The 25,789-nt window shown below is 46.2% G+C and carries 24 protein-coding genes and 1 pseudogene; 17 read left to right on the top strand and 8 right to left on the bottom strand.

Annotated features, from left to right (window positions below; genetic code table 11):
* Positions 1–13: 13 nt before the first annotated feature.
* The 5 genes from BST99_RS02630 to BST99_RS02610 are packed head-to-tail and all read left to right on the top strand — an operon-like array spanning position 14 to position 4,985.
* Positions 14–625: a TMEM175 family protein gene (locus BST99_RS02630; protein ID WP_105000419.1), complete on the top strand. Its 612-nt coding sequence runs from the start codon at positions 14–16 to the stop codon at positions 623–625.
* A gap of 18 nt (positions 626–643) precedes the next feature.
* Positions 644–2,005 carry a M28 family peptidase gene (locus tag BST99_RS02625; RefSeq protein ID WP_105000418.1) on the top strand — a complete coding sequence of 454 codons (1,362 nt, stop codon included), beginning with the start codon at positions 644–646 and terminating at the stop codon, positions 2,003–2,005.
* Between the two features lies 1 nt (position 2,006).
* A complete protein-coding gene (locus BST99_RS02620) occupies positions 2,007–2,828 on the top strand; it encodes a dienelactone hydrolase family protein (protein ID WP_105000417.1) in 822 nt (273 codons plus the stop codon).
* Positions 2,829–2,864: 36 nt separating this feature from the next.
* Positions 2,865–4,523 (top strand): M1 family metallopeptidase, encoded by a 1,659-nt coding sequence (locus BST99_RS02615; protein ID WP_105000416.1) that lies wholly within the window; start codon positions 2,865–2,867, stop codon positions 4,521–4,523.
* A 3-nt stretch (positions 4,524–4,526) separates the two neighbouring features.
* Entirely contained in the window at positions 4,527–4,985 is a 459-nt protein-coding gene (locus BST99_RS02610) for a hypothetical protein (protein WP_105000415.1), read from the top strand.
* A 2-nt stretch (positions 4,986–4,987) separates the two neighbouring features.
* Here BST99_RS02610 and BST99_RS02605 read toward each other — a convergent pair whose 3' ends face one another.
* On the bottom strand, positions 4,988–8,398 hold the full coding sequence (locus BST99_RS02605; protein ID WP_105002408.1) for a ThuA domain-containing protein: 3,411 nt from the start codon (positions 8,396–8,398) through the stop codon (positions 4,988–4,990).
* 86 nt (positions 8,399–8,484) lie between these two features.
* Here BST99_RS02605 and BST99_RS02600 point away from each other — a divergent pair, with 86 nt between their 5' ends.
* The 8 genes from BST99_RS02600 to BST99_RS02565 all read left to right on the top strand — a co-directional run bounded on the left by BST99_RS02600 (position 8,485) and on the right by BST99_RS02565 (position 17,271).
* Positions 8,485–11,673 (top strand): WD40/YVTN/BNR-like repeat-containing protein, encoded by a 3,189-nt coding sequence (locus BST99_RS02600; RefSeq protein ID WP_105000414.1) that lies wholly within the window; start codon positions 8,485–8,487, stop codon positions 11,671–11,673.
* A gap of 3 nt (positions 11,674–11,676) precedes the next feature.
* The gene (locus tag BST99_RS02595) at positions 11,677–12,390 is read left to right on the top strand and encodes a DUF2490 domain-containing protein (RefSeq protein ID WP_105000413.1); all 714 of its coding nucleotides are present in this window, start codon (positions 11,677–11,679) and stop codon (positions 12,388–12,390) included.
* Between the two features lie 50 nt (positions 12,391–12,440).
* A complete protein-coding gene (locus tag BST99_RS02590) occupies positions 12,441–13,661 on the top strand; it encodes a bifunctional alpha/beta hydrolase/OsmC family protein (RefSeq protein ID WP_105000412.1) in 1,221 nt (406 codons plus the stop codon).
* A gap of 45 nt (positions 13,662–13,706) precedes the next feature.
* Positions 13,707–14,210 carry a porin family protein gene (locus tag BST99_RS02585; RefSeq protein WP_105000411.1) on the top strand — a complete coding sequence of 168 codons (504 nt, stop codon included), beginning with the start codon at positions 13,707–13,709 and terminating at the stop codon, positions 14,208–14,210.
* A gap of 67 nt (positions 14,211–14,277) precedes the next feature.
* Positions 14,278–14,862, top strand: a complete 585-nt coding sequence (locus BST99_RS02580) for a cysteine hydrolase family protein (protein ID WP_105000410.1) — start codon at positions 14,278–14,280, stop codon at positions 14,860–14,862.
* Positions 14,863–14,882: 20 nt separating this feature from the next.
* Positions 14,883–15,062 carry a hypothetical protein gene (locus BST99_RS02575; protein WP_105000409.1) on the top strand — a complete coding sequence of 60 codons (180 nt, stop codon included), beginning with the start codon at positions 14,883–14,885 and terminating at the stop codon, positions 15,060–15,062.
* A gap of 113 nt (positions 15,063–15,175) precedes the next feature.
* On the top strand, positions 15,176–15,988 hold the full coding sequence (locus BST99_RS02570; protein WP_105000408.1) for a DUF547 domain-containing protein: 813 nt from the start codon (positions 15,176–15,178) through the stop codon (positions 15,986–15,988).
* A gap of 65 nt (positions 15,989–16,053) precedes the next feature.
* Entirely contained in the window at positions 16,054–17,271 is a 1,218-nt protein-coding gene (locus tag BST99_RS02565) for an LETM1-related biofilm-associated protein (RefSeq protein ID WP_105000407.1), read from the top strand.
* 76 nt (positions 17,272–17,347) lie between these two features.
* Here BST99_RS02565 and BST99_RS02560 read toward each other — a convergent pair whose 3' ends face one another.
* The 6 genes from BST99_RS02560 to BST99_RS02535 form a co-directional block, all read right to left on the bottom strand.
* A complete protein-coding gene (locus BST99_RS02560; RefSeq protein WP_105000406.1) occupies positions 17,348–18,103 on the bottom strand; it encodes a LytR/AlgR family response regulator transcription factor in 756 nt (251 codons plus the stop codon).
* An 18-nt stretch (positions 18,104–18,121) separates the two neighbouring features.
* The gene (locus BST99_RS02555) at positions 18,122–18,451 is read right to left on the bottom strand and encodes a 2TM domain-containing protein (protein ID WP_105000405.1); all 330 of its coding nucleotides are present in this window, start codon (positions 18,449–18,451) and stop codon (positions 18,122–18,124) included.
* A 2-nt stretch (positions 18,452–18,453) separates the two neighbouring features.
* On the bottom strand, positions 18,454–18,756 hold the full coding sequence (locus BST99_RS02550) for a 2TM domain-containing protein (protein WP_105000404.1): 303 nt from the start codon (positions 18,754–18,756) through the stop codon (positions 18,454–18,456).
* Positions 18,757–18,785: 29 nt separating this feature from the next.
* Positions 18,786–19,064 (bottom strand): 2TM domain-containing protein, encoded by a 279-nt coding sequence (locus BST99_RS02545; protein WP_105000403.1) that lies wholly within the window; start codon positions 19,062–19,064, stop codon positions 18,786–18,788.
* Between the two features lie 113 nt (positions 19,065–19,177).
* Positions 19,178–20,476, bottom strand: a complete 1,299-nt coding sequence (locus tag BST99_RS02540) for a 2TM domain-containing protein (RefSeq protein ID WP_105000402.1) — start codon at positions 20,474–20,476, stop codon at positions 19,178–19,180.
* A 61-nt stretch (positions 20,477–20,537) separates the two neighbouring features.
* The gene (locus tag BST99_RS02535; protein ID WP_105000401.1) at positions 20,538–21,170 is read right to left on the bottom strand and encodes a tetratricopeptide repeat protein; all 633 of its coding nucleotides are present in this window, start codon (positions 21,168–21,170) and stop codon (positions 20,538–20,540) included.
* A 127-nt stretch (positions 21,171–21,297) separates the two neighbouring features.
* Here BST99_RS02535 and BST99_RS02530 point away from each other — a divergent pair.
* The 3 genes and pseudogenes from BST99_RS02530 (at position 21,298) to BST99_RS02520 (ending at position 22,987) form a co-directional block, all read left to right on the top strand.
* Positions 21,298–21,907 (top strand): annotated as a pseudogene (locus tag BST99_RS02530) (FMN-binding negative transcriptional regulator).
* A gap of 42 nt (positions 21,908–21,949) precedes the next feature.
* On the top strand, positions 21,950–22,324 hold the full coding sequence (locus tag BST99_RS02525; protein ID WP_105000400.1) for a hypothetical protein: 375 nt from the start codon (positions 21,950–21,952) through the stop codon (positions 22,322–22,324).
* A 135-nt stretch (positions 22,325–22,459) separates the two neighbouring features.
* The gene (locus tag BST99_RS02520; protein WP_105000399.1) at positions 22,460–22,987 is read left to right on the top strand and encodes a TQO small subunit DoxD; all 528 of its coding nucleotides are present in this window, start codon (positions 22,460–22,462) and stop codon (positions 22,985–22,987) included.
* Here BST99_RS02520 and BST99_RS02515 read toward each other — a convergent pair.
* A complete protein-coding gene (locus BST99_RS02515) occupies positions 22,969–25,158 on the bottom strand; it encodes a TonB-dependent receptor (RefSeq protein ID WP_105000398.1) in 2,190 nt (729 codons plus the stop codon). The genes BST99_RS02520 and BST99_RS02515 overlap by 19 nt on opposite strands.
* Positions 25,159–25,347: 189 nt before the next feature.
* Between BST99_RS02515 and BST99_RS02505 the strand changes: the two genes are divergently transcribed.
* Entirely contained in the window at positions 25,348–25,764 is a 417-nt protein-coding gene (locus BST99_RS02505) for a DUF2141 domain-containing protein (protein ID WP_105000396.1), read from the top strand.
* Positions 25,765–25,789: the final 25 nt, after the last annotated feature.

Below are 25,789 nucleotides of genomic sequence, written 5' to 3'. Positions count from 1 at the left end.
AATTCTTCCTGCCATGAAATTTTTACACAACACCAACCGGGTTGAAGGTTTCTCTGACGCGGTCTTTGCTTTCGCTGCCACGCTGATGGTGGTGTCGCTGGATTTGGATCAAAGCTTCCTGTTGATGAAAGGTAAAGTGGCGAGTTTTCTGAGCTTTGGAGTCAGCTTCTTTGTTTTGGTAGCCCTCTGGAAAGTACACTACAACTTCTTTAGACGAACAGATTATATTGACAATTGGGTCATCGCCTACAATGCCATTTTGCTTTTTGTCATTCTCTACTACGTCTTCCCCCTAAAATCCCTGATCAACTCCTGGATGGGTACAGAGCCCCTCACCCGAGATGGCCTGGCTTACCTATTTCAATTCTACGGGGCGGGATTTCTTTGTATCTTCTTGTGCTTTTCTTTGCTGTATCGAAGAGTAAAAAAGAATACGTCCGATGTAGAAAGCCGGAAAATCTACAGGTTTTACTCCCAGCATCATGGAATCTATGTCTTGGTTTCTGGCTTGTCCGTGATCCTGGCCAGTCTGAAGGTAGGAATAGAAATTGGGGCTCCTGGATTCTTTTCTGGTCTACTGGGCCCTCTTTGTTATGGCCACGCGAAATGGTACGGAAAGAAATAAGAAGCTAATTGGTAAATTATGAAGACTACCCCCTTGAAATACGGCATTTTAGCCCTAATCTTTTTCCCTTTAAGTCTCTTGTCTCAAAGTGTACAGGATGTACGCTCAGACCAAAGGATTTACGAGATAATCAACGATGTTTCTGCGGAGCGTATTGAAAAAGACATCACCACACTGGCTGGGTTCGGAACCCGGCATACCCTAAGCGATACGGTATCGCAGACACGAGGAATCGGCGCTGCCCGACGGTGGATCAAAGCAGAGTTTGATGCCATCTCAAAAGAGTGCGGTGGTTGCTTAGAAGTCTTTTATCAAAAGAACTTTATCAAAGAAGGTACAGGCAGACGAATTACCAAAGATGTTTGGGTGGTCAATGTGGTCGCCATTCAAAGGGGAAGCAAGTACCCTGATCGTTACGTGGTGATGAGCGGAGATATCGATTCCCGAGTCAGTGATGCCAACGACTACACTTCTGACTCTCCAGGAGCCAATGACAACGCTACGGGAATGGCCGGCGCAATAGAGGCCGCGAGGGTTCTGTCCAAGTACAAATTCGAAAACAGTATTATTTACACCGGTCTCTCGGGTGAGGAACAAGGGCTATTTGGTGGCCAAGGTCTGGCCCAATACGCCAAGGATAAGGAGTGGAATCTGATTGGGGTCATTAACAACGATATGATTGGCAACATCAAAGGGGTCGACGGGGTAATTAACAACCGGGAATTCCGCATATTTTCGGAGCCTGTACCGCCCACGGAAACAGAAAGGCAACGCAGAGCTCGCCGTTTCTACGGAGGTGAAGTCGATGGGATTTCTCGACAATTGGCCCGTTACGTGCACCGGATGACCAAAACCTTTATGCCAGAAATGGATCCCCGTATGGTGTATCGCTTAGACCGCTTTGGACGTGGAGGGCACCACCGTCCCTTTAACGATTTGGGTTTCGCTGGTATCCGGATCATGGAAGCTCATGAAAATTACACCCAGCAGCACCAGGATATACGTGTTGAAAACGGGATCGCCTATGGGGACGTACTGGAACATGTCGATTTTGACTACGCGAAGAAACTGACAGCAGTCAATGCAATTTGCCTGGCCAGTTTGGCCTGGGCGCCTCCTGCTCCGGAAGAAGTCAGTATTGGAGGAATTGTGGAACCCAGTGTTCGTTTAAAATGGAGTGCAGTAGAGGGGGCCGTAGGTTACCGAGTTTATTGGCGAGATACCACCTCTCCTACCTGGGACAATAGCCTTTTTGTTAGTGGAGAAACCTCTGTTATTCTCGAAGGTATTGTTCTTGACAATTACTTTTTCGGAGTTTCCGCCGTGAGCGCTAACGGGCACGAAAGCCCCGTTGTTTTTCCTAATAAAATTTTCAGATAAAATGCAGTATACCAAAACCCTTTCAAAGACCTTTTTCGTTGCTCTTAGCCTCTGTTTTGCTATGAGCTGTAAACAACAAAACAAAGAGAATAACCAACAAGAGGAGCTCGGTGAATCCCCGAGGCACCATGAGTGGGTGGACTTTAAAAGAGAAGACGGGACGGTGATGAAGGCCTTTGTCGCTTACCCAGAAGTTTCAGAAGCAGCCGATGCAGTAGTGGTCATTCACGAAAACAGAGGTCTAAATGATTGGGCGCGTTCCTTTGCAGACGAACTGGCACAAAAAGGGTACTTGGTCATCGCCCCTGACCTCATATCGAATACAGTCGAAGGAGTTGAAAAAACCACCGATTTTACCAATACCGACTTGGCTCGACAGGCGATTTATGACCTGGACCCCGATGCGGTTACAGCCGACTTGAATGCCGTTTTTGAGTATATCAAAGAAGATCCCGCTTCCACGGGTACGGTTTCAGTGGCTGGTTTCTGCTGGGGAGGTTCCAATTCATTTCGTTTTGCAACCAACCAGACGGAGCTCAAAAACACCTTTGTCTTTTACGGAACAGCTCCAACCAATAGCGAAGATTTAGCTCGGATCAACTGCCCAGTTTACGGATTCTACGGCGGAAATGACAACAGAGTAAACAGCACCCTAAAGACTACTCAGACCCAAATGGATTCTCTCGGTCATTTCTTTGAACCTGTCATTTATGAAGAGGCTACTCACGCCTTTATGCGAAAAGGAGCACAGACGGAAGAAGGCCCTGACAAAGTCGCTCACGACAAGGCCTGGGAGCGCCTATTGGCCCTTCTAAAAGCCTAGAATATTCGTAAAATATTATATTAGCCCGCTATGCAGATGTTATTTAACCCCCCTTCCCGATCCGTTTTTTTAAACAAAAGCTTTGGGATTCTTTTGGTTCTATTTGGGTTACTGTGCTCATCGGCTCATGCGCAGGTATTTACTCGCCAAGATTCCTTGAGGGGAAGCATTACACCGGAACGGGTATGGTGGGATTTGAATTATTACGACCTCTCGGTGGATGTCGACCCCGAAAATAAGTTCATTTTTGGGACCAACAAAGTCGGTTTTACGCCTTTAGAAAAAGGCCCGACTCGCATGCAAATCGATCTTCAACCCCCTATGAAAATTACAGCGGTGCGTTGGAAAGGACAAGAAATTGCCTTTGAATCAGAGGGCAATGCGCATTTTATTATTCTGCCCAAAAAACTAAAAACAGGAAAGTATAGCGAGATTGAGGTAGACTTTGCCGGAAACCCAAAGGTGGCCGTGCGCGCTCCCTGGGATGGCGGTTTTTCCTGGAAACAAGATTCCAATGGCAAACCTTTTGTGGCGACTTCCTGCCAAGGTTTAGGAGCGAGTGTTTGGTGGCCCAATAAAGACCATATGTATGACGAGGTCGACAGTATGGCTATTAGGCTAACCGTTCCTAAGGATTTAGTGGGTGTTGCCAACGGACGTCTACTCAAAACAGAACAACAAAAAGACAAAACGACCTACCACTGGTTCGTCAATAACCCGATCAATAACTACGGGGTCAATGCCAATATTGGGGATTACGTGCGCTTTGGAGAAGTCTTTAAAGGAGAAAAAGGAGCACTTGACTTGGATTATTATGTCCTAAGAGAAAACCTGGACAAGGCAAAAGAGCAGTTCAAACAGGTTCCCATGATGATGGAAGCCTTCGAACACTGGTTCGGCCCCTACCCTTTTTATGAAGACAGTTTTAAGCTGGTAGAAGTTCCTTATCTGGGAATGGAACACCAAAGTTCCGTGACTTATGGCAACAAATACCTCAACGGCTATTTGGGCAATGATCTATCGTCTACGGGCTGGGGTTTAAAATTTGATTTCATCATCATCCATGAGGCCGGCCATGAATGGTTTGCCAATAACATCACCTATAAGGATGCTGCCGATATGTGGGTCCATGAAGGGTTTACGGCCTACAGCGAAAATCTGTACCTGGATTATCATTTTGGCAAAGAAGCATCAGCAGCTTACGTGATTGGTACTCGTCAGCGTATCCGTAATGATAAGCCCGTAATCGGCCAATACGGAGTCAACAATACCGGTTCAGGAGACATGTATTACAAGGGAGCCAACCTGCTTCACACCTTGCGCCAACTCATTGAAGACGATGAACTTTGGAGGTCTATTCTGAGAGGATTGAACGAGCAGTTCTACCACCAGACGGTAACCACACAGCAAATCGAAGACTACATCAGCGAGAAAACCGGAAAAGATTTAACCGCCTTTTTTAATCAGTATTTGAGAACGACTAAAATACCTGTGCTCGAATACCGTTTAAGCAATGGTAAACTCGAATACCGTTACCAGGAAATTGTAGACGGTTTTGACATGCCTGTTCGCGCGAAATTCGGCGATCAATGGGAATGGATCTTTCCAACTTTACAGTGGAAGTCCAGTGAATCGACGGCAGAGAACGTCGAGTTTGATAATAATTTTTATATCAAAACACGCGCTTTAAAATAATCTATGAGTGCCTCTTCCAAATTACTGTTGGCCACGGTTATGGTCGTCCTCACGGGAATTCTTCTCGCTAGCGGGAGCAGCTTGATCAGCATTCCTTTGTTGGAGGATCCTTATGTTCCTTTAGGGAATGTCATGACCTGGTTTGCCCTGATCTTTTTGCCCTGGGGTGTTATTCAGTTTTACACGGTTTTTGGCAACCTCGGCCGCGTACTTGAAGTTATCTATGGATTACTCCTGCGCCTTGCCATGCTTGGAGGTACCGCCTGGCCATTTATCGGCCGCTACCTCAGCGGTAACTGGGCCAATAACTTTGAGAATATACCTCAGGAATCGGCCCTTTTCTGGACCTATTCCCGCTATATGGTCATGACCAGTTTAGCCATCTTTGTTCTGGCCTTGATTCAAATTCTTATCCAGCGTTTTGTCCTAAAAAACAAAGAGGAAGAAGAGCCTTTTTATTAGAACTACTCCCCAACGAGAATGATTTGTAAGACAACGGCCTGTACTGGCCCTTGCACCTCGCTTTGATCGTTTTTAAAGGTCCACTTCATGTCTCGCTTGTCGATTCGCAAAGCATCCGGCAGCTCAAACTCGATGAAGCCTGAAGGACGTCCTTTCACTTCCTCCGGTTTCATGGTAACGGCCGATCCCATATCGATTCCTGCGGCATTCTGAGCGATCATATTTAGCGTAACAGCCTTACTCAAGTTATTTTGCCAAGCCAACATGACCTGGATTTTTTTGACTCCGGTCAGATCGATTTGTTTTAGTTCAAAACTCCCTTCCTCCGTTGGCAAAAGGTACATAGGGGCGCCATCGAATTCCATATAGCTAAAACCTTCAACCGCTTCAAAGTCAGCGACCGGTATCCTTGCGGGCTTTAAAACAAGTTCTGCACTGCTACTCAAGGAAGGTGCCCCTTCAGCCCCTTTGTCGGTATAACTGGCTTTAAGCACGGCATAGGGTTGGCCTGGGTCCAAGGACAATTTTCCTTCTAAGGGCAAGCTGGAGCGTTCTTCTTGTGCTTTTCCAGAAAGGGACTCGATATAGCTCACCATCTGCCGCAGCTCAGCCTGCGATAAATTGGGATGAGCTGGCATGGCCACTGGTCCCCAGACTCCAGCTCCTCCTTGTTTAATTTTGGCCAACAGATAGTCCCCAGCATTCTCTTGGTCCTTGTATTTTTCGGCAATTTTAAGATAGCTTGGGCCTATGGAAGCCTCCTGCACCTTATGGCAGGTTTTACAGTCCAACTCCTGGGTGAGTTGCTTTCCAAGTTCTTCAACTTTCATCTCCTGGTGCCCCAGGTTCTGTTGCACTTCATCAGGACTTTCAAAATAATCAAGAGATACAAAGGCATCGTTCAAGCCGGAAGCGCTGTCCTCTGCATCAGCGATATTCACCTTATATCGCAAGGCTTTGCCTGGTAATGCAAACTGACTGTTGCCTTCCACCACTTCAATACTGACTTCAGGTAAGGAATTGCCAACAATCACCTCTTGGGTAACACTCACTTGATCCCCAGGCTCATCCGTCACCGTTAGATTTACGGTGTAAACCCCGGCTTTGGTGTAGGTGTGTTCAATAGGCAATGCAATGGCTTCTGCGCTTGTTCCGTCCCCAAAGTCCACGCTATAGGCTAACGCATCCTCTTCTCGATCAGAAGCACTCGCACGAATTCCCACGGTAAGTGGTGCCAAGCCACTGCTTTTGCTTAAACTGAAATCATCGACCACGGGTGGGCGGTTCCCTCCGTAAAAATCAATCACACTCAAGGCAGAATCATCATTCTGAGAGAACCAACCATTCCCGTATTCCAAGAAGTACAACTGTCCATTCTCATCCAATTCCATATCAATGAGTCCATTCACGTTGATCTGTGGAGCAAAGGGTTCCATTTTCTTAAAACTCCCATCCTCAAAAAAGTGAACCGTAAATACCCAGCCCCTCATCCAATCATAAACCAAAAGTTTTCCGTCAAAGTAGTCGGGCAAACTGGTGGAATTTGGATAGACTTTACTGTAAAAGACTGGGCCCGCCATGGCATTCCGTGCTCCATTTTCCAATTGAGGAAAATCCCCTGAAGCCGCATACGGATAATAAATCATCGCGGGTTGAGCGGCAGGTAAGTCTTGTAGCCCCGTATTGTTTCGGGAAGTGTTTTTAGGGGCGCTGACGTTATAGGCCTCCCCGCTTTCCCCATTGCTGTAGTCATAGGCAACATAAGGCTTGTTGTTTCCGATAAACAAGGGCCAACCAAAATTACCAGGGGCCTGAGCCTGATTGATTTCGTCATAACCACGAGGTCCACGAGCAGCGAGATTATCATTAGGTGCGTCCGGACCGACTTCTCCCCAATAGACGAATCCATTCACTGGATCCACCGAAATGCGATAAGGATTGCGGTGCCCCATGGTGTAGATCTCGGGCCTTGCCTTTGGGTTTCCTTGGGCAAAAAGGTTGCCTTTGGGAATCGAATAACTACCGTCCTCCTCTACTCTTATCCGAAGAATCTTTCCTCTCAAATCGTTCGTATTTCCTGAACTGCGTCGAGCATCATAAGGGCTCTTTCCCGGAAGATCATTCAAAGGAGCATAACCGTTGTTGACATAAGGCGCATTGGGTTCATCAAAAGGAGTACTGTTGTCACCGGTAGAGAGGTACAGTAATCCGTCCGGTCCAAAGGCGATGGATCCACCCGTGTGGCAGCAGACTTCTCGGTCACTTCCTACATCCAGAATGACCTGCTCTGTATCCAGGTCAAAGTTCCCTTCCTTGTACTGAAAACGCGAAAGTCGGTTCACGGACTCCGCCCCAGCAGGCGAATAAAAAACATATATCCAGTGATTCTCTATGTAATCCGGATCTCGCTGAAGCCCCATTAATCCTTCCTCCACATTGACGTTGGGATTCTCCAGGCTTTTGCTATAAACACTTAGCTTGGCTAGTTCCGTCAGCTCTCTGGTTTCGGGATCATAGCGCATGATCTCTCCACGACGTTGTGCAATGAGTACCTCTCCTCCGGGCAACAAAGCCATTTCAGTAGGCTCAAAAAATTGGCCTTCGTGCAACACTCTTTTGGTAAAACGATCAGCATCTGGAGGAAAAGCAGTACGGCTCTTGCTGTAATCCAATTTTTTGTTCTCCCCTATCGCGTATTCCAAACCGCCAGTAAGGTGAGCCAGAAATTCTGGATTGGTATAACTCGATTCCGTATGGCCCAGCGCCGTGTAAAAACTGCGCCCCCCGTCGAATTCCTTGTACCAGCTCATCGGATGATCCCCCTGCATATTTCCACCCTGATAGGAGCTTTCGTCTACCTTGAGCAAAACAGTATTGTTGGCCTGTACTTCTTTGAAGTTGTACATTTCGTCTTCCTTTACCCAGCTCTTTGCTTTGAAGTGAGATGTTGCCCCAAAGCTCCTATTGACCACTTCAAAACGAGCCTTATACAAGCCCGGCGGATGCGACTCAAAATAAGCTCCAACGAGTCGTCCGTACCACTTCCAATCGTACTCGGTATCGGTGGCGGCATGCACTCCTACGAACCCCCCACCCGCTTGGATGTAGCGCTCAAAGGCCGCTTCTTGCCTGGCATCAAGGGTATTCCCGGTGGTGTTGAGAAAGACCACTGCAGAGTATTTTTCAAGTTCTTCTTCCGTGAAGCGATCCGCATTCTCAGTGGTATCAATGCTGTAACCTTTTTCTTCTGCTATTTTTTGCAAGGCTGTTATTCCGCTTCCAATGGAATTATGCCGATACCCCATGGTTTTGGAAAAGACCAAAATTCTTGGTGGTGTATCCCTTTTATTGGAACACGAAATACCGGTTAACATCAATACAGTAATCAGGAAAATCAGAAGGTGTTTGCGCATATTCATAGGCTGAAGATATTCAATTCCCCCCGACTGAACTATCCCTTGAAATGCCTTATCTTTAAAGGCTAACGAATCCGACACCTATGAGACAAAAATTCCTCTTTTTTATCGCCTTATTTTGTTGTCTTGGGCTGAGCGCTCAATCCTTTGATCCCCAATTACTTCAAGACATTAAGCCCCGGAATATCGGACCCGCGGGTATGAGCGGTCGTGTAACCGCCATCGATGTGGTTTTAGATAATCCGGATATCATGTATGTCGGAACCGCTTCAGGAGGTCTTTGGAAATCGACCTCTGGCGGTATCAAATGGGAACCTGTTTTTGACTACGAGCTTACCGCCTCTATTGGTGCAGTGGCTATTCAACAGTCCAACCCCTCTGTCATCTGGGTCGGAACCGGTGAGGGAAATCCCAGAAACAGTCTAAATGGAGGTTATGGAATATACAAATCCCTGGATGGCGGAAAAAGCTGGAAGTCTATGGGACTTGAAAAAACGAGACACATTCATCGGGTGGTGATCGATCCGACCAATCCTGATGTTGTTTATGTAGGTGCAATCGGTTCTCCTTGGGGAGAGCACAGTGAACGTGGAGTATACAAGACTACGGATGGAGGAAAGAGCTGGAAAAAAGTTCTCTTCGCCAACAACCGTACAGGTGTCGCGGATCTGGTTATGGACCCGAGCAACCCAAATAAACTATTTGCAGCCCTCTGGGAGCACAAAAGGGACCCTTGGTTTTTTAAATCTGGAGGTCCAGGCAGTGGTCTATACATGACCCATGACGGAGGTGAAAATTGGAAGAAAATCACCGTCAAAGAAGGCATGCCGAAGGGTGATCTCGGACGTATCGGAATTGCTATTGCTCCAGGAGAAACCAATGTGGTCTACGCCTTGGTAGAAGCCAAGAAAAATGCCTTGTACAAGTCTACTGACGGCGGATTCAAGTGGTCTAAGATCAACGACAAGAGCGATATCGGGAACCGCCCTTTCTACTATTCAGAAATCTATGTCGACCCCCAAAACGAAAACAGGGTCTACTCCATCTTTACCTATGTCAATGTCTCTGAAGACGGGGGTAAAAACTTCCGACAGCTCATGCCGGCCTATGGGGTGTCTAATGGGGTTCACCCGGATCACCATGCCTGGTGGATTCACCCTGAGAACGGTAAGTTCATGATTGACGGAAACGATGGAGGGATGAACATCACCAAGGATGGTGGAAAAACCTGGCGCTTTATCGGCAACCTGCCTGTGGCTCAGTTTTACCATATTAACGTGGATGAAGAATATCCATACAATGTCTATGGCGGTATGCAAGACAACGGTTCTTGGAGAGGACCCGCCTATGTGTGGAGAGCCCAAGGCATCCGCAACAGCTACTGGCAAGAAATCGCTTTTGGAGATGGATTTGACGTGGTTCCCGACAAAGACGATTCCCGTTATGGGTACGCGATGAGCCAACAAGGATTTGTCTCACGGTACGACTGGCAAACCGGAAACAACTATTCGGTCCGCCCGACTCCACCGGATGCCGATACCCAACTTCGTTTTAACTGGAATGCTGGAATCGGACAAGATCCATTCAGCAACAACACGGTTTACTTCGGAAGTCAATTTGTACACAAGAGTACGGATAAAGGATTGACCTGGGAAGTGATCTCTCCTGACCTTACAACCAACAATCCTGAAAAGCTGAAGCAAAGTGAAAGTGGCGGACTGACTATGGATGCCACCGGAGCAGAAAACCACTGTACCATTTTGGTTATTGAACCTTCTCCTGTAGAGCGCAATATGCTCTGGGTAGGTACGGATGATGGCCGCGTACACCTCACCCAAAATGGAGGTGGTAGCTGGAAAGAAGTAACCAAAAACATAAAGGACCTCCCAAAAGGCAGCTGGATAGCTCAAATCAAGGCGTCAGCGACCAAGCAAGGAGAAGCCCTGCTGGTAGCCAATGACTACCGTCGCTATAACTATGCACCCTATGTTTACCGAACCAAAAACTATGGGAAGAGCTGGGAACGCATTGTCGATGAGCAAGATGTAGAAAGCTATACCCTTTCGGTTATCGAAGACCCGGAGAATCCCAACCTGATGTTCCTCGGTACGGATGATGGCTTGTACTTATCGCTCAACGCAGGCGAAAATTGGACTAAGTGGAATAAAGACTTTCCAACGGTATCCACGAAAGACCTTGTGATTCATCCGAGAGAACAAGATCTTATTATTGGAACTTTTGGTCGAGCTGCTTGGGTGCTAGACGATATTCGTCCTCTGCGGGCTTTAGCCGGACGACCAGAGATGCTCCAAGAATCGGTTGCGCTCTTCCCTAGCCCGACCGCTTACCATTCGGCCTACCAACAGGCTACAGGGAGTCGCTTTGGTGGGGATGCACTCTACAGTGGAACCAACCGCCGCGGAGGAGCTATGATTACCTTTTACCTAAAAGAAGGAGCGGCTAAATCTGCCGGGAAGAAAAAGGATAAGAAGGTAGAAGAGGGTTCCAAGAAAGTGAAAAAAGATTCTCTTTTCTTCACGGTTTATCAAGGAGACAAGCAAATCCGATCCTTTAAAATCAAGACTCCGAAGAAGGCAGGCTTCCACCGTGTTTATTGGGATATGACTGAAAAAGGACCGGATCGTCCTTCCCGTACTGTCCGCAAACGTACACGTGAACCTCGCGGACGTGATGTACTGCCGGGCACCTATAACGTGAAACTGAAATATGGTGATCAGGAAGTGGAGACCCGCGTAGAGGTTGCACTGGATCCCAGAATTCAGCACTCTCTTCCTGGCTTGAAAGAGATCTACGAGAGCGGGAAAGAATTGGATGAGCTTACCCAAACAGTCGCAGATGTTACCCGTATGCTCGCCGAAAGCAAGAAAACGGCAGAGAGCTTGCAAAAGCAACTCAGTGCACTGGACAAAGAGAAGTATAAGGAGCAGATCAAATCGAGCAAAGAGATTGTCAAGGCCATAGATGAACAAATGGCGCTCTATCTCGGAAAGGTCGATAAGCGCCAGGGAATTACACGAAACCCAGAAATGAATGTGGTGCGTCGTCTTGGAACAGCTTCGGGCTATATCGGGTCAAGACAACAAGGTATCACAGAAACCGAAAGGCGCTTGATGAAATTTGCCAAAGAGGCAGTCGATAAAGCCTTAAACAGTACACGTAGCTTTTACAAGGAAAAATGGCCGGTTTATCGCGAATCAATCGAAGCTCTGAACATCAACCCATTTACTAAACTCAAAAAATTCACCTGGTAATTCATGAAAAACCAACTTACTCTCTTACTCGCTTTACTTTTTTCCGGATCCGTATTTTCTCAAGCTATTGGAGGCGCAACCGACCCCCAGGCCGAAGACGGAATTTGGTATATGTACTTTGGAATGAACCGGCTGTCAGACAAGATAAGTCTGCACACAGAAGCCCAATTTCGCTATTACCAAACCGAAGGGAACTTTAACCAAATGTTGCTTCGGACCGGGATTAACTTTCACGTCAAACCGAATGCCATCCTGACTGCAGGTTATGCCTATATCGATACGGATCCCACCTTTATGGAGCAGGGGTTGGAAGACGGCTTCTTTAACGGGAACGAAATCCTGGAACACCGGATTTTTGAGCAGCTTATTTTAACCAATAAGGTGGGGGAATTCTTATTTGAACACCGTTACCGTCTCGAGCAGCGATTTATTGAGAATACCGACTTGAACACCACAGATACCAAACACCGCGCGCGTTATCGTTTACAGGTGACCCTGCCTTTGACCAACACCTTCTTTTTAAATTTCTATGACGAAGTGTTTGTCAATTTGCAGGAACCTCTTTTCGATCAAAACCGCCTTTACGGAGCACTGGGTATTCGTATTACTGAAAATGCCAGTGTGCAATTGGGTTACTTAAAAAATCACTTTAGTGGGGCCAATTTTGATCGTTATCAGGTTGGGTTCTTCTTCAATCCGGATTTCCGCAAGAAGTAAGTTCACCCCGGCTGGTTCGACTACCTATCCATTGATAAAAGAACCCAAGGATGAGTGTACAAAAAGTCGTTTTTAAAAATGCCTCGAGCCAGGATTTATCCGGCCGCCTCGAGCTTCCTGCCGATCGCTACCCGCACAGTTTTGCCCTCTTTGCGCATTGCTTCACCTGTAATAAGAATCTGCAGGCCGTCCGCAACATCTGTAAAGCGCTCACGGATAAAGGCTTCGGAGTTTTGCGTTTTGATTTCACCGGATTGGGAGAAAGCGAAGGGGACTTCGCCAAAACGAATTTTTCGGGCAATGTAGAAGACCTCCTTGCGGCCGCCCGGTTTCTAGAACAGGAATACACAGCACCTCAGTTATTGGTCGGACATTCCCTGGGAGGGGCAGCGGTTATTTTTGCCGCTGCTCAGTTGCCTTCTCTGGAAGCTCTGGCCACCATAGGCGCCCCTTCCCACCCTACTCATGTCAAGCACTTATTTCAATCCAGCTTAGAAGAAATTGAATCCTCAGGGAAGGCAGAGGTCCGATTGGCAGGCAGACCCTTCACCATCAAGAAACAGTTTGTGGAGGATCTCGAAAGACAGAGCCTTGGTGAGGCTGCCAAATCCCTTCGGAAGCCCTTGTTGATTTTACACTCTCCGCAAGACGATACCGTAGGCATCAAAAACGCGGAAGAAATTTATGTTGCCGCTCATCACCCCAAGAGCTTTGTTTCTCTGGATGGTGCGGATCACTTACTCAACAACAAAAAAGACTCGCTCTACGCCGGACAGGTCATTGGCAGCTGGGCTCAGCGCTATCTGAGCATAGAAGACAGTAAACCGGACGCACTCAAAACGAAAGAACAGGTGGTGGGTAGCCTGGAGGCGGAAGATGGCTTTACTACCTCCATGAAAGTAGGGAACCACTTCTTGACCGCCGATGAACCAGAACACTACGGAGGGAATGATTTTGGCCCTTCTCCCTACGAACTGTTGACCGCTGGCCTTACGGCTTGTACCGTCATGACGCTGCAGATGTACGCCAAAAGAAAAGGGTGGCCTTTAGAAAATGTGGAGGTTCACACCTCTTACGGTCGAGACCACGCACAGGATTGTGCTGATTGTGAAAAGGATTCGGCGAAAATCGACACGTTTAAAAAACGCATCATTTTAAGGGGGCCACTCCGTGAAGAACAAAAGTCGAGGCTCCTGGAGATAGCCGACCGCTGTCCGGTCCACAAAACCCTCTTGAGCCCTACTCAGGTGCTGTCAGCTTTAGATGAATAAGCGATAATTTCTTTATCTTCAGGGGAATCAAAACACCAATTGAAAATGAAGAATTTTTTATTCGCAGCCGTGTGTCTGCTGGCAATTTCGGCCTACGGACAAGAAAAAGTGTCCTATGAAGACCGCAATGCGCTCTTTTTAAACGCCAGCTTTAACACCCTGCAGGGAGACTTTGCAGATTTTTTTGATTTCTCCTACGGAATCGGAATTGGATACCGCATCAACCACTCTGAGGGCTTTGATTATGGGTTCCGAGCCGAATACCACACCATTTTAGACAATGAGCCCTTTGAGGGAGAAAGCTTTCTGACCTTTTCGTTAGATGCCTACATTCCAGCCGATATTTTTAACAACGTCGATGGTGAAGTCTTTGGCCGTGCAGGATACACCTTCGCGACAGCTGATAATTCGGATTATGCCGGACTTTATTTAGAGGCGGGGTACAACTTCCAAATTTGCGAAAGTTTCAGTCTGGGACCTCGTACTTCCATCGTTTTGGATGATCCCAATCTCTGCACCTTAGGTCTAGGAGGAACATTTTCGTTCTAGAATCTCAACAACAGCTATAGAAAGGAGACCCATGGAGGTCTCCTTTTTCTTTGTGTACTTTTAGGCTATGAAATTTCCAGCGCTGGTTCTTATCGATATTCAACAGGGTTTTATTGAAAAGGCCTACTATGGCGGGGAACGCAACAACCCCCAAGCCGAAATCAATGCAGGAAGACTCCTGAAGACCTGGCGACAAGTGGGATGGCCTGTGTTCCACATTCACCACCATTCCGAAAACCCGCTTTCTCCTCTACACAAATCCAAAGACGGCAAGAAACCTCATTCCGCTGTGGAACCCAGTCCTGAGGAAACGGTCTACCTCAAAACAGTGCATTCGGGCTTTATTGAAAATCCCCTGGAACAAGATTTAAAAGAGAAAGGGATTCAAAAACTGGTTTTCGCTGGAATTACAGCCAACCATTGTGTTTCTACGAATGTGCGAATGGCGAATAATTTAGGGTTTCACTGCACCCTGGTGAGCGATGCGACTGCGGCTTTTGACCAAGTGGATGCAGAAGGTCTAACCATCGATGCCCCTACTGTACACCGGGTTACTTTGGCCAGCCTGAAGGGGGAGTTTGCCGAATTAAGCACAACAGATGAGATTATAGAAGGAATAAACCGTGGGGAATTTCCTATGGTCAACACATAAAATTTCATTAATTTTCGGTCATGGATATACCCAAAATATTCGGCGCATTCCTCGCCATTATTGGAATTGTTGGCCTCATCTATACGGCCGTCATGATCATCAACGACACCGAAGAGATTAAAAAATTGATCGTCGTCGGAATTCTGGGCGCCGTTTTCTTCTTTTCGGGTATAAGCTTGCAAAAGCCTCCGAAAAAATAAAGTGATCTCTTGAAAGGATTTTCACCACTAAAACCAAAGAGATTTTCAGCATTTGAAAGGTATGGTTCCCGGCTTCGACCTATACCCTAATGGTTCAAACCAATCCCTAGTTTATGCTCAATACCTTAAAGAATTTGCTTTTTCTTCTGTTTGTCGTTCTAGCGACCATCGCTTGTAAAACCGAAATCCCCGACGATACCTCCCTTTTGAATACTGCAAAGGTGAATCCCAACACATTGAGTAAAGAACTCCTGCTGGCCGTCTTGAGAAATGAAAACAGCCAGGATTTACAGCGCTCCCTTGAGGAACTAGACGCGGAATCCCTGCACCTTCATTTGGATACCGATAAGAAAAAAATGGCCTTTTGGATCAACCTCTATAACGCCAATATCATCACAGCGCTGCGTGCGCATCCGGAATACTACGAACCGGCCGTCCGCTCTGACTTTTTTAAGAAAAGACTTATTTCGGTCGCTGGGCTTCAATTGAGTTTTGCCGAAGTAGAACACGGCCTGATTCGCAAATCCCAATGGGAATACGGACTGGGGTATTTCAGAACCTGGTTTCCGGAAAATTTTGAGCGCCAAAACCGGGTAAATCAAGTGGATTACAGAGCTCATTTTGCGTTGAATTGTGGAGCCAAGGACTGTCCTCCGGTAGCCGTTTACACCCCAGAAACCCTGGAAACCCAGCTACAGGAACAAACCCGGGCCTACCTGACCAAAACGACAATTTTTGACAAGGCTTCTAACACGGCCAAAGTCACCTCCCTCTTTAGCTGGTTCCGCGGAGATTTTGGTGGAAAGAATGGTATTCGAAAAATCCTAAAAGAACAAAAGCTCATTCCTCAAAAAAGTAGGGTTAAACTCAGTTACCGAAACTACGACTGGACCCTGGACCTCAACAACTATATTTTACCGAATTAAGGGAGGAATAGTTCCATTGCAAACGAAATACTTGTAATTTCAGCCTGCAAAACCTCAATAAAGCAATGAATCCTTCTGCAACGGGATGGGTAACCAAGCTGGGCCAGATTCTGGTTGAGCAAGCCGATCGCTACGAGTCGTATGACCCGCTGTACGAGGAATTGAAGAAAACGGGTTTTGTTTACGGGGTGCATATCGCGCCCCTGCCCTTTATTGCTTCTTCCCATCCTCTGACCGAAGATGAAACGGCCAAGGTCAATTTATTAGCAGCACTCTACTTCTGCTTTACCCTGGCAGAGGATTCTACCTCTCTCGACGAATTTATTTCTTCTCTATTTGATTTTTACCTGGAGATGGGGATCGCCAATTTAAAACAAACCCAGAAGATTCTAGATGGGCACAAGGATGGAGTACAACTCGAGAAATTACTGGATTCCAGAATATACCTGGGCGGGAATGTCTTCAATAAAGCTTTTGGTAACAACCTGACCAATGCTCTACTCTACATTGATGTTTTGATCTATATGGGCTACCTGCGGGGTGAAGTCTCCGTTCAGGTTCATGCCCAACTACTGGAATATGTCAGTATCAACCTGGCTTACCACGCTCTTTACTCCAAGGACGTAGGAAACCACGATTTAAAGTTGATCAAGATGCTGTCTTCCTCTCTGAGTTTTATTCAGCTGGATATTATAGAGCTGGATGTGAGCTACAAAGAGCTTATTCGGGAAAACTTTTCAGAATGGGAATTGGAATACCTGTTTGATATGGCATGTCTGACCGTATGGGAAGACAAAACCCTGGAAAAACAGGAATCGGCCTTTATTCACGGGATTGGAGGGGAACTACTTAAGTCAGAAAAAGAAATCTCACGACGTCTTCAGGAGGTCAATACCTTTTTCGAGGAAAACTATGCCAAAGTACCCTACCTGAAATCCAAAAACCTGGCTTCTAACTTTTTTGAAGGAGTGACTAAGAATGTTCGCCGACTGCTCAAGCGGAATTCTAAACGTCTTAAAAAAGAGCTTCTCGAAAGTCGGGAGCTTATCGATTTATTGAGGCAATCCACCCAACGAGAATTGACTGTGGAAGAGAAGAAAAAGGTACAAGAACAATTGTTGGATATTTTTAAAACCATCCCGTCTTTTGCTATCTTTATCCTTCCAGGAGGGGCTGTCTTATTGCCCATTGCAATCAGCCTTATTCCAAAATTACTGCCCTCGGCTTTTGATGAAAACAGATTGGACGATCCGCCGCTAGAAAAAAGCGACTCAGAAGCCTAAAAAGCCACTATAAGAAATTTCTATACCAGCTTTTATTTTTTTTTAAAGCATTTGTTTTTCAGACACTTAGAATTTTTCACTCAATCCAAAGCTTAAAATCCTTCACACGCTCTCTACTTACGATAACTTCGTGCTCTTTAAAGCCTCTTAGCTTGAGCTGAAGCCGCGAATTCGTGTACGAAATGATGTCTTCGATGTGATCGATGTGCACATAAAATTTTCGACTTACCCGAAAAAAGGTTTTCGGCTGGAGCTCCTCCTCCAATTGCTCTAATGTGGTGTCCAAAAGATAGTTACGTCCACTGGTGGTTGCGGCATAGGTTCCTTTGTTTTCGCTGTAAAAACAACTCACCTCATCGGTCTGAATAATTTTGATGTGCTGCCCCAATTTGGCTGTAAAGCGTTTTTTGTATTCTCGCTCTACTGGATTGACTAAAAGCTTCTTGATATCCTCGAAATCTACACCGATCCCCTTGGTGTTTTGGTTGTAGTTCTTGTATTGCTTGACGGCAGCCTCCAATTCTTCATCATCTATCGGTTTGAGCAAGTAATCGATGCTGTTGAGTTTAAAAGCCTGTAAAGCATATTCATCATAGGCCGTGGTAAAGACGATTGGGCTTTTGACTTCGACATGCTCAAAGATTTCGAAGGAAAGTCCATCCGACAACTGAATGTCCAAAAAAATAAGATCCGGGTGAGGGTTGTCCTGGAACCAGCGAATACTTTCTTCTACAGAATGCAGCATGGCGCTGGTTTCGACATTCAGTTCGTCTAAAAGGCGGCTAAGACGGCGTGCCGCGGGCTTTTCGTCTTCAATAATGATGGCTTTCACAGCTTGAGGTATCTAGGTTTATTCTTGGTCCAGGTATTTCTGAATTTGCTTTTCCTCCCAATTTTTGAGGATTCTACCCTTAAAGATAAAGGTATAAAGCCCATGAAATAGCAGCCCAATACCCCAAAACAAGGGAGTGATGTACATGTTTAACTCAATCCATTTCCCGAATTCGGGATCGTCGAATACGGTTGCTCGCAACAAGTCCGCAATTTGCTCAGCAAAAACCAGCAATGGCATATTGAACAGCAGGTAAAAGAACAAATGGTGGTAAAACTCTTTGATGTCTTGTACGCGCTTGCGCGCCCGAGCGTAAGCATAGACTTTGTTTTGGTTGGTTGTCTCCATCACTAGCTCCACTTATCGGTTGAGTTCTTGTCTTCGTCCATAAACTGCTTGATCTTGCGCTCCTCCCAGTTCTTTCCGAAAAAGGGATTCAATCGAAAAGTTCCTATGGCATGGCTCGCTATACCAATTCCCCAGCCAAAAGCAGCCCAGAGGAACCACATATAGGCAAACCCATTGGTCCAATAGTTCAGGGCGGCCAATCCGGAGATGACCAGCACATAGGTGGTCAGGTGGCTGTAAAACTTCTTTAATTCCTCTACACGCTCCTTAGCGCGCATCAATTTACTTTCTCTGTTGTTGTCCATGGTTGTGGATATTCTAAAGGAGAAAGACCCTAGTAACGGTCTTTATTCATAAATTCTTTAATTTTTCTTTCTTCCCAGTTCTTTCCAAAGAGGGGGTTGTATCCGTAAGCTCTCAGGCCGTGCGCTACCAGTCCGATCCCCCAGCCAATTGCCGGAAAGACAAACCACATAAAGCTCGATGTTCTGTAGTTGATAAAGGCCAGTAGAGGAATGATAAGGCAGTACCAAAACAAGCTGCCGTAAAAAGATCGCAAGCACTCCACTCTCTCTTTAGCGGATCGGTAACGAAGGTCGTTTATGTTTTCCATGATTTCTGTTTTTTGATTACACTTCAAATGTCCAAAAGACAGTTCATAATTTCGAAAAGAGTTCACCCAACTGTAGGAAATGTGGATTCAATTGTTATAGCGCGTCTCAGGGCCTAAAAATCTTCTTTGTCCATGAGCTCTTTAATCTTTCGCTCTTCCCATCTTTTACCCCAAAGTGGATGAGCATCAAAGGCTTCCAAAGCGTGTACCAAAAGCCCCATTCCCCAACCAATTGTGGGGAAAATTGCCCACACAAATGAGGTCGTACGACTGTTGAGCCACCAAAGAAAAGGGATCACCACCAGGTAGGAAGCCAAGTTCCCATAGAATCCCTTGATGGCATCTACGCGCTCCTTGGCTTTGAGGTAGCGCTTTTCCTCAATATGTTCTTCTTGACTCTCAACGACCTTAATCTGCTGTGTTAAAACAGGTAAGTGCACTTTAAAATCACTTGAACTTTTATCAATTAAAACTTCCCGATTAGAGAGGATGCGGTAGCGTTGCTGAATATTCTGCAGACCAACACCACTGCTTTTTTTCACGACTTCTTTCTCTTGCAGGTTGTTACTAACCACCAGCAGATCTCCTTCTTCATACACCTTTAAGGAGAGAGGTCTGGAAGAGGTGACCACATTGTGTTTTACTGCATTTTCTAATAGTAATTGCAGTGAAAGAGGTACAATTTTGGCCTCGGGATTACTGACACTATCCGGGATTTCGAAATGCAGACCGTCCTCAAAGCGCATTTTAAGTAAGCGCGCATAGGTTCTGGCAAAAGCGAGCTCCTCCTCGACAGTCACCAGGTCTTTATTTTTTTGCTCCAGTACGTAGCGGTATACTTTAGAAAGGGAGGTAGTAAAGCGCTGGGCTTGTTTGGGATCTTCATCAATTAGGCTGGTCAACACATTGAGGCTGTTAAACAAAAAATGAGGATCCAGTTGATTCTTCAGGGCATCAAAACGCGCGGAGGCAGAACCCGCGATGATCTTCTGCTCCTTCACTTTTTTCTCTTGCCAACGTTTGTAAAAATAGATGGCATGGAAAAAGAGCGAAACCACAAAAGTGATCAGTAAGGCAACAACGTAGAAGATAGCCCTTTCTCCCTCCACAAACGCTTGCCAGCTCCTACCCTCAAAGACAAGATGAATAGTTGTGCGCGCAAATACAATACCGATCATGGTCAGCCCTATTCCACCCAATGCAGAAAGTACAAGTCGGTATTTCGCTAATTTACCCCACTTCACTTGTTCGTTTACATAGTCAAAATAAGTACTGTTGATCACTGTAAGAATAAGGGAATAATAGATGTAGTATCCGATTTCTTGGAATAGTTTTCCGTTTAAGGCGATTTCCCCTCCATTGATTAACCGAAGCCCAATGAAGACAGCACCTATCACCATACCGACTAACATTCCTGTCAGCAGTAATCTTATAAAACGGTATGAACGTGTATTCCTATTCACGGCCTCGATATTAACTTTTACACGCTTCTAAAACCTGTTTGGCCCGTTCTTCTCCATAAGACGGTGCGTATTTTTCGGCTGGTTTAAAAGTACTAAAAAGTCCAATGGCCTTTTCGACGTCGGCGCAGTAGGGCGCTGTGTCCTTCCCAAAATAGCGAGCACTTCCCATATCCCATTCAGCCTTAGAAAGAATGACCCGGGGGTTTTCAGGGTCCAATTGCAGCGCTTTGCTGTAGAGTTGGGTATTCTTTCCGGATAGAGTCATGCCATAGGTTTGCCCGTCATAGGCAATATAGGCCGTATTGATCATGGCTTGCTGTACAAGGATTTCGGCGTTGTCCGGAGAAAGCCGCTTGGCAATATCTAAGTACTCCTGGGCTTTTTGGAGTTGCTGCATCAATTGTTTCTCGTCCTTGATTCCAAAGGAATGAATGGTGTTGATGGTCGAAACATAATAATGAGGCAGCCAGTTGTCCATTTCGGCCTGGGCGATACGCTCAAAGAGATTAGCCGCGTCGACCTCTTTCCCTTCTTGCCAAAGGGTAAATGCTTTTTGCATGCCTTTGTCATAGGCTGTTTGTGCGAGGACAGGGCTTAGGCTCAAGGTGGCCAGGAGGAAGAATAGATAGAATTGATTTTTCATGCTGTTGTTTTTTGATTGATGATGCGCAAAAGTCGTTCTATGACTAAAGAGCACCCAGGATTTCTGACCGAACTGTCTCTTTCTGCTACCGAATCGTTAATTTCAAGTATTCAAGCTCAAAACCCCTATGTACATCCCAAAAGCCTATATCGAGAAAGATTCCGCAGAGATTAAAACCTGGATAAAACAGTACCCCTTTGGCATACTCGTCGATCAACTGCTCAATAAGCTTTGGGCCGTTCATCTCCTTTGAATGGGAAGAAAGAGATGGAAAAAATCTTCTGGTCGGTCATATCGCGCGAGCCAACCCGATCGGCGAACAGTGGACCGAGACACGCGATGTACTGGTTATTTTTCAAGGGCCACATACCTACATCAGTTCTTCCTGGTACCAGGAAGAAGAGGTTCCGACCTGGGATTACCAAGCCGTCCATCTATACGGTCAACTCAATACCCTGACTGAAGAAGAAACCATGGCCTCCCTCCATCGCCTTGTGGAGCGGCACGAGCAAGGGGAAGAAAAACCAATTGACCTCAGTCAGTTTTCGGACCGTACCCTGAGGCAAGTCCGAGGTGTAATTGGTTTTGAAATTGAAATCAATGAAATTCAGGCGGTCTCCAAACTCTCTCAGACCCGCCAAAAAGACCAGGCAGAAATCATACGCCAGCTCGAAAAAAGAAAGGATCAAAACAGTTTGGAAATCGCCCAAGCCATCAGAAATCAATCCAAATCGTAACAAAATCTGCCTAAGCGCGACATGTATTAAAAACAACCAATCATGTTACACAGTAAATTTTGGCAAGCTTTTTTCGCCATCGCACCTTTAATTGCCCTATTCGCCATGCTCGGAGGGTATTTTTATTTTATCTATGATTTAATTGGCAGTGCCGAAGTTTGGGAAGCTTCTGGGTCAGAGCCAACTGCTCGGGAAGTTCTCGCGACGATTTCTCCTTTCTTTATTGCAATTCTTTTGGTTGCCCTGCTTTCAATTAGCAGCCTCGTCTTCTATTTGGCTCACGCCATACAAAACACCAACCTGAAAAGCGATATGCGGATCATTTATATTGTTCTCTTTGTGATCTTTGGGGGTATCTCCCAATTGGTCTATTGGCTGGTCGAATGCCAAGGAAAAAAAGGCCAGACCATTGAATAGCAATAGAAAAATCAATTTCCAATCGTGTTTTAGCGGTGTTTTTCTGAAGATTTCCTATCTTGATACTAGGTATTATGTAAATCCCCCCATTAAACACTAACCCGGTTGTTGTCTACTGTAAAGACAAACATCTAAATGGGGATATTCCTTAATTTAAAATCGATTCTTCGGCCCATCATCGTACCCTATACGATTGATTCTATGGGGCTCAATTTAGTATTGGCCTTAAAGCGGATATTTTTGGCGTTCTACATCTGCTTTGTGGTCTACCCCAATGTCATTGGTATGCCCTGGAACCTGAACCGTTCCAGTCTTGATCTTTTTGAAATCTCTCCTCTATTGATTGAGGAGATGAGTGGTTACCGCGCACCTATTTCTGATGTTCCGTACTTTTTTGGTTACCTCTTCAGTTTGACCAAAACCCTGGGCAGTCTTCTTATCATCCTTGGACTTAGCACGAGAATCATCGGGGTTTGCTATTTTCTGGTCGCGGCATTCTACCTCTATAACTACCCCTATGTAAGTGATTTTAATTACGCCTTTCCCATAGTCTTTGTAACCTTCTCTTTACTCTTGCTCTACTTTGGAGGCGGAAAGTACAGCCTGGATTACCGCATCGGCAAAAAGTTTGGTTGGATCAGGCCTTATAGATTGTCGAGTTGATTGCTGGTCTTGTCATTACTTAAGGTCCAAAAGAAGCCCACAAAGAAGAAGCTGTCTGCGGGGGGGCGAATGGCCTGGCGATCAAAGAAACCACTGCTGTTGGGGCTATTGGCATACTGATAATTATTGATGTTCTGAATCCCCAAAATATTGTTGACCGAGAAGTACAGAATCTTTTGCTGATCGATCAAATAGGCCCAATTGAAACTCAGGTTGTGGAAATCCCGGGTTACGGATTCCTGAAAACCGGGTAAATTGGGGTTTTCGTAAGGCCTTCCAGAACTCCAGCTGTAGGTCAGCCCGAGCTGGGACTTCCAATCATTCACCCAAAGTTTGGTCACCAAAGAGCCATTGTGCTGAGGGGCAAAATTAGGCTGAGCCTGTACCGGATAGTTTTCGGCCAGTCGCTGGGTATCCAGGTAACTGTACGACAGCCAATACTCTAAATTATTGACGGTTTTGTTGTCTCTCCAAAAGAGATCCAACCCCTGGGCGTAGCCGTTCCCATCAAAAGAAAAGTTAGAACCAGACTCAATAAAAGGAGTATTGTATCGGCTGAGACTTTCGTAATTCTTTCTGTACAGTTCAGCCCTAAAAGTTCTTCCGGAACTTGTATACTGGTAGTTAAAAAGAAAGTGCTCCGCCCTTTGGGCCTCGGGGGAGGCGCTGTACAAGAGAATTTGTTGACGAGGGGATTGGTAAAACTGTCCATAGGCCAAAGAAACCTGCCCCTTTTCGGAAGTTTTCCAAGCCAAGGAGGTTCTGGGCATCCAGAATTCCTTTTGCAACAAATCGGAATACTCAAAGCGTAAACCGGCCTTAAGCGCTAATCGCTGCGAGAAGAAAAGATCAGACTCCGCAAAACCACTGGCAAGTTTTTCTTGGAACATGCCTTCCTGTAGGGGTGCACCCTCAAAAACAGATTGAAAATTTTCTTGGTAATCGGTGATGAATACCTCTGCCCCCGTCCGTAGGTTAAAGCGGTTATACGGCTGGTGGGTCAGAACCATCTTGAAGTGACTGGCCACTTCCCGTGCCTCGACTTCGCCAAAAGCAATTCCTATGTCATTGCTGTCGTACGAAACACTGGCCCCTGCCCGGAGACTCCAACCCGTTTCCAAAAAGTATTTATAGGTAGAATTGAAGTAAAGGTTGTTGTTTTTCAAGCGAAAAGGCACTGCTTCCTCGAAGTTGATATCGTCTTGTTCCAAGGCCAATTCCGCTCGGTTAAATCCGGTGTACAGCTTTAGAATTCCCTGCTCCCCTTGAGACCGAAATACGGCTTCACCCGATATGGATTCGTAGGGTTTCTGCCACTGTATTCCCTGGGTAGAAGGCAAAATCGCCTCATAGGGCTTCAGGTTAATGTAGGAGGTGTTAAAACTCAAGCTTTGTTTTCCCCAAAGAGCCGTGTGAGCAAGACTTCCACCTACCGACATCACAGAGAGATCTGTTTTGGTTTGGTCGGCCAAATCCGTGGTATTGAGCAAAAGCACACTGGACAGGGCTTGCCCGTATTCCGCCGAATACCCCCCGGTACTAAAGGTGATGCCCTTGAACAAAAAAGGCGAAAAACGACCCCGGGTAGGAATATTATTGGCGGTCGCATTAAAAGGTTGAAAGACCCGCATCCCATCAATAAATACCTGGGTTTCTTCCGCCCGCCCTCCGCGAACAAATAGGCGGCCGTCTTCGGCTACGGGAGTGGTACCCGGCAAGGTCTGTAAGGCGGCCACAAAATCTCCAGCTGCTCCAGCAGTGGTTACAATATCGAGAGGCTTGAGCACAGAGACCTTGGAATTATCGCCGGCTTCAAAAGTACCGGCAGTTAAAGTCACTCCTGTCAGGGTGTTTACCGCCGGCTGTAGGATGAGTTGTATATCCGTAAAGTAACTGAGGTCTCCTGCCTCGTATCGGGTTGCAAAACCCAGCATAGAAATCACCAGGGTCTGGGTACCTGATTCAGTGGTTTCGAAAGCGAAGCGGCCTTCTTCATTGGTGGAAGCTCCGTCATAGGTACCCTCTAAATACACATTGGCGCCCACCACGGCAACACCTTCAGGATCTAGAATCCGGCCGGCCACTTGGTTTTGTGCCCAGGTGGCCAGGGTTAATAAAAAAGCACCCAGCGTAGCTAGAGTGCGAGCAGCGGTTGATTGATTGATTGTCATTTGATTGATGTTTGGGGCAAATCTCTATTCCTTAGGAAAGAGCTTCAAAGAAAGAAGACTGAATTGTCCGTTTTACGGACTGATTTGCAGCCCAACAGTTCAGGAAGGAATATTGACAGTTCGGTCAGATCCGCTTTTACCTTTTGAACAATTCTTGCAGTTTTGCTTCGTAATCACAAATCAAAAAACATGAAAAATTTATTCTTTGTATTCGCATTCGCTTGTTTAACCAGCTTGGGCTTCGCTCAGGAAAAAGGCATCGATATCACCATTACCATTGACAATGTGGTCAATGATGAAGGGAAGGTTTTGATCTCTCTGCACACCGCCGACACCTTTATGAAGGGCCCTGGAATAGCTAACCTCGAGAGCATCATTAAAGGCGGAAAGGTTGAGCTGACTTTTAAAAATGTAGAACCGGGCACCTACGCCATCATGGCCATGCACGACGCCAACAACAACAAACAGATGGACTTTCAATCTAATGGAATGCCCATCGAGAGCTATGGAATGTCCGGAAACGATATGAGCTTTGGCCCACCGAGCTTTGACAGCGCTAAATTCGAGGTGAACGGAGAAGACCTGGAGATGAATATCCGCTTCTAAAAAACAACCCAACCAACCCCTAAGC

The sequence above is a fragment of the Aureicoccus marinus genome, assembly GCF_002954325.1.
Taxonomy (GTDB): domain Bacteria; phylum Bacteroidota; class Bacteroidia; order Flavobacteriales; family Flavobacteriaceae; genus Aureicoccus; species Aureicoccus marinus.
The sequence above is the reverse complement of the archived record's forward strand: the minus strand, read 5'-3'. Positions and strand labels throughout refer to the sequence as shown.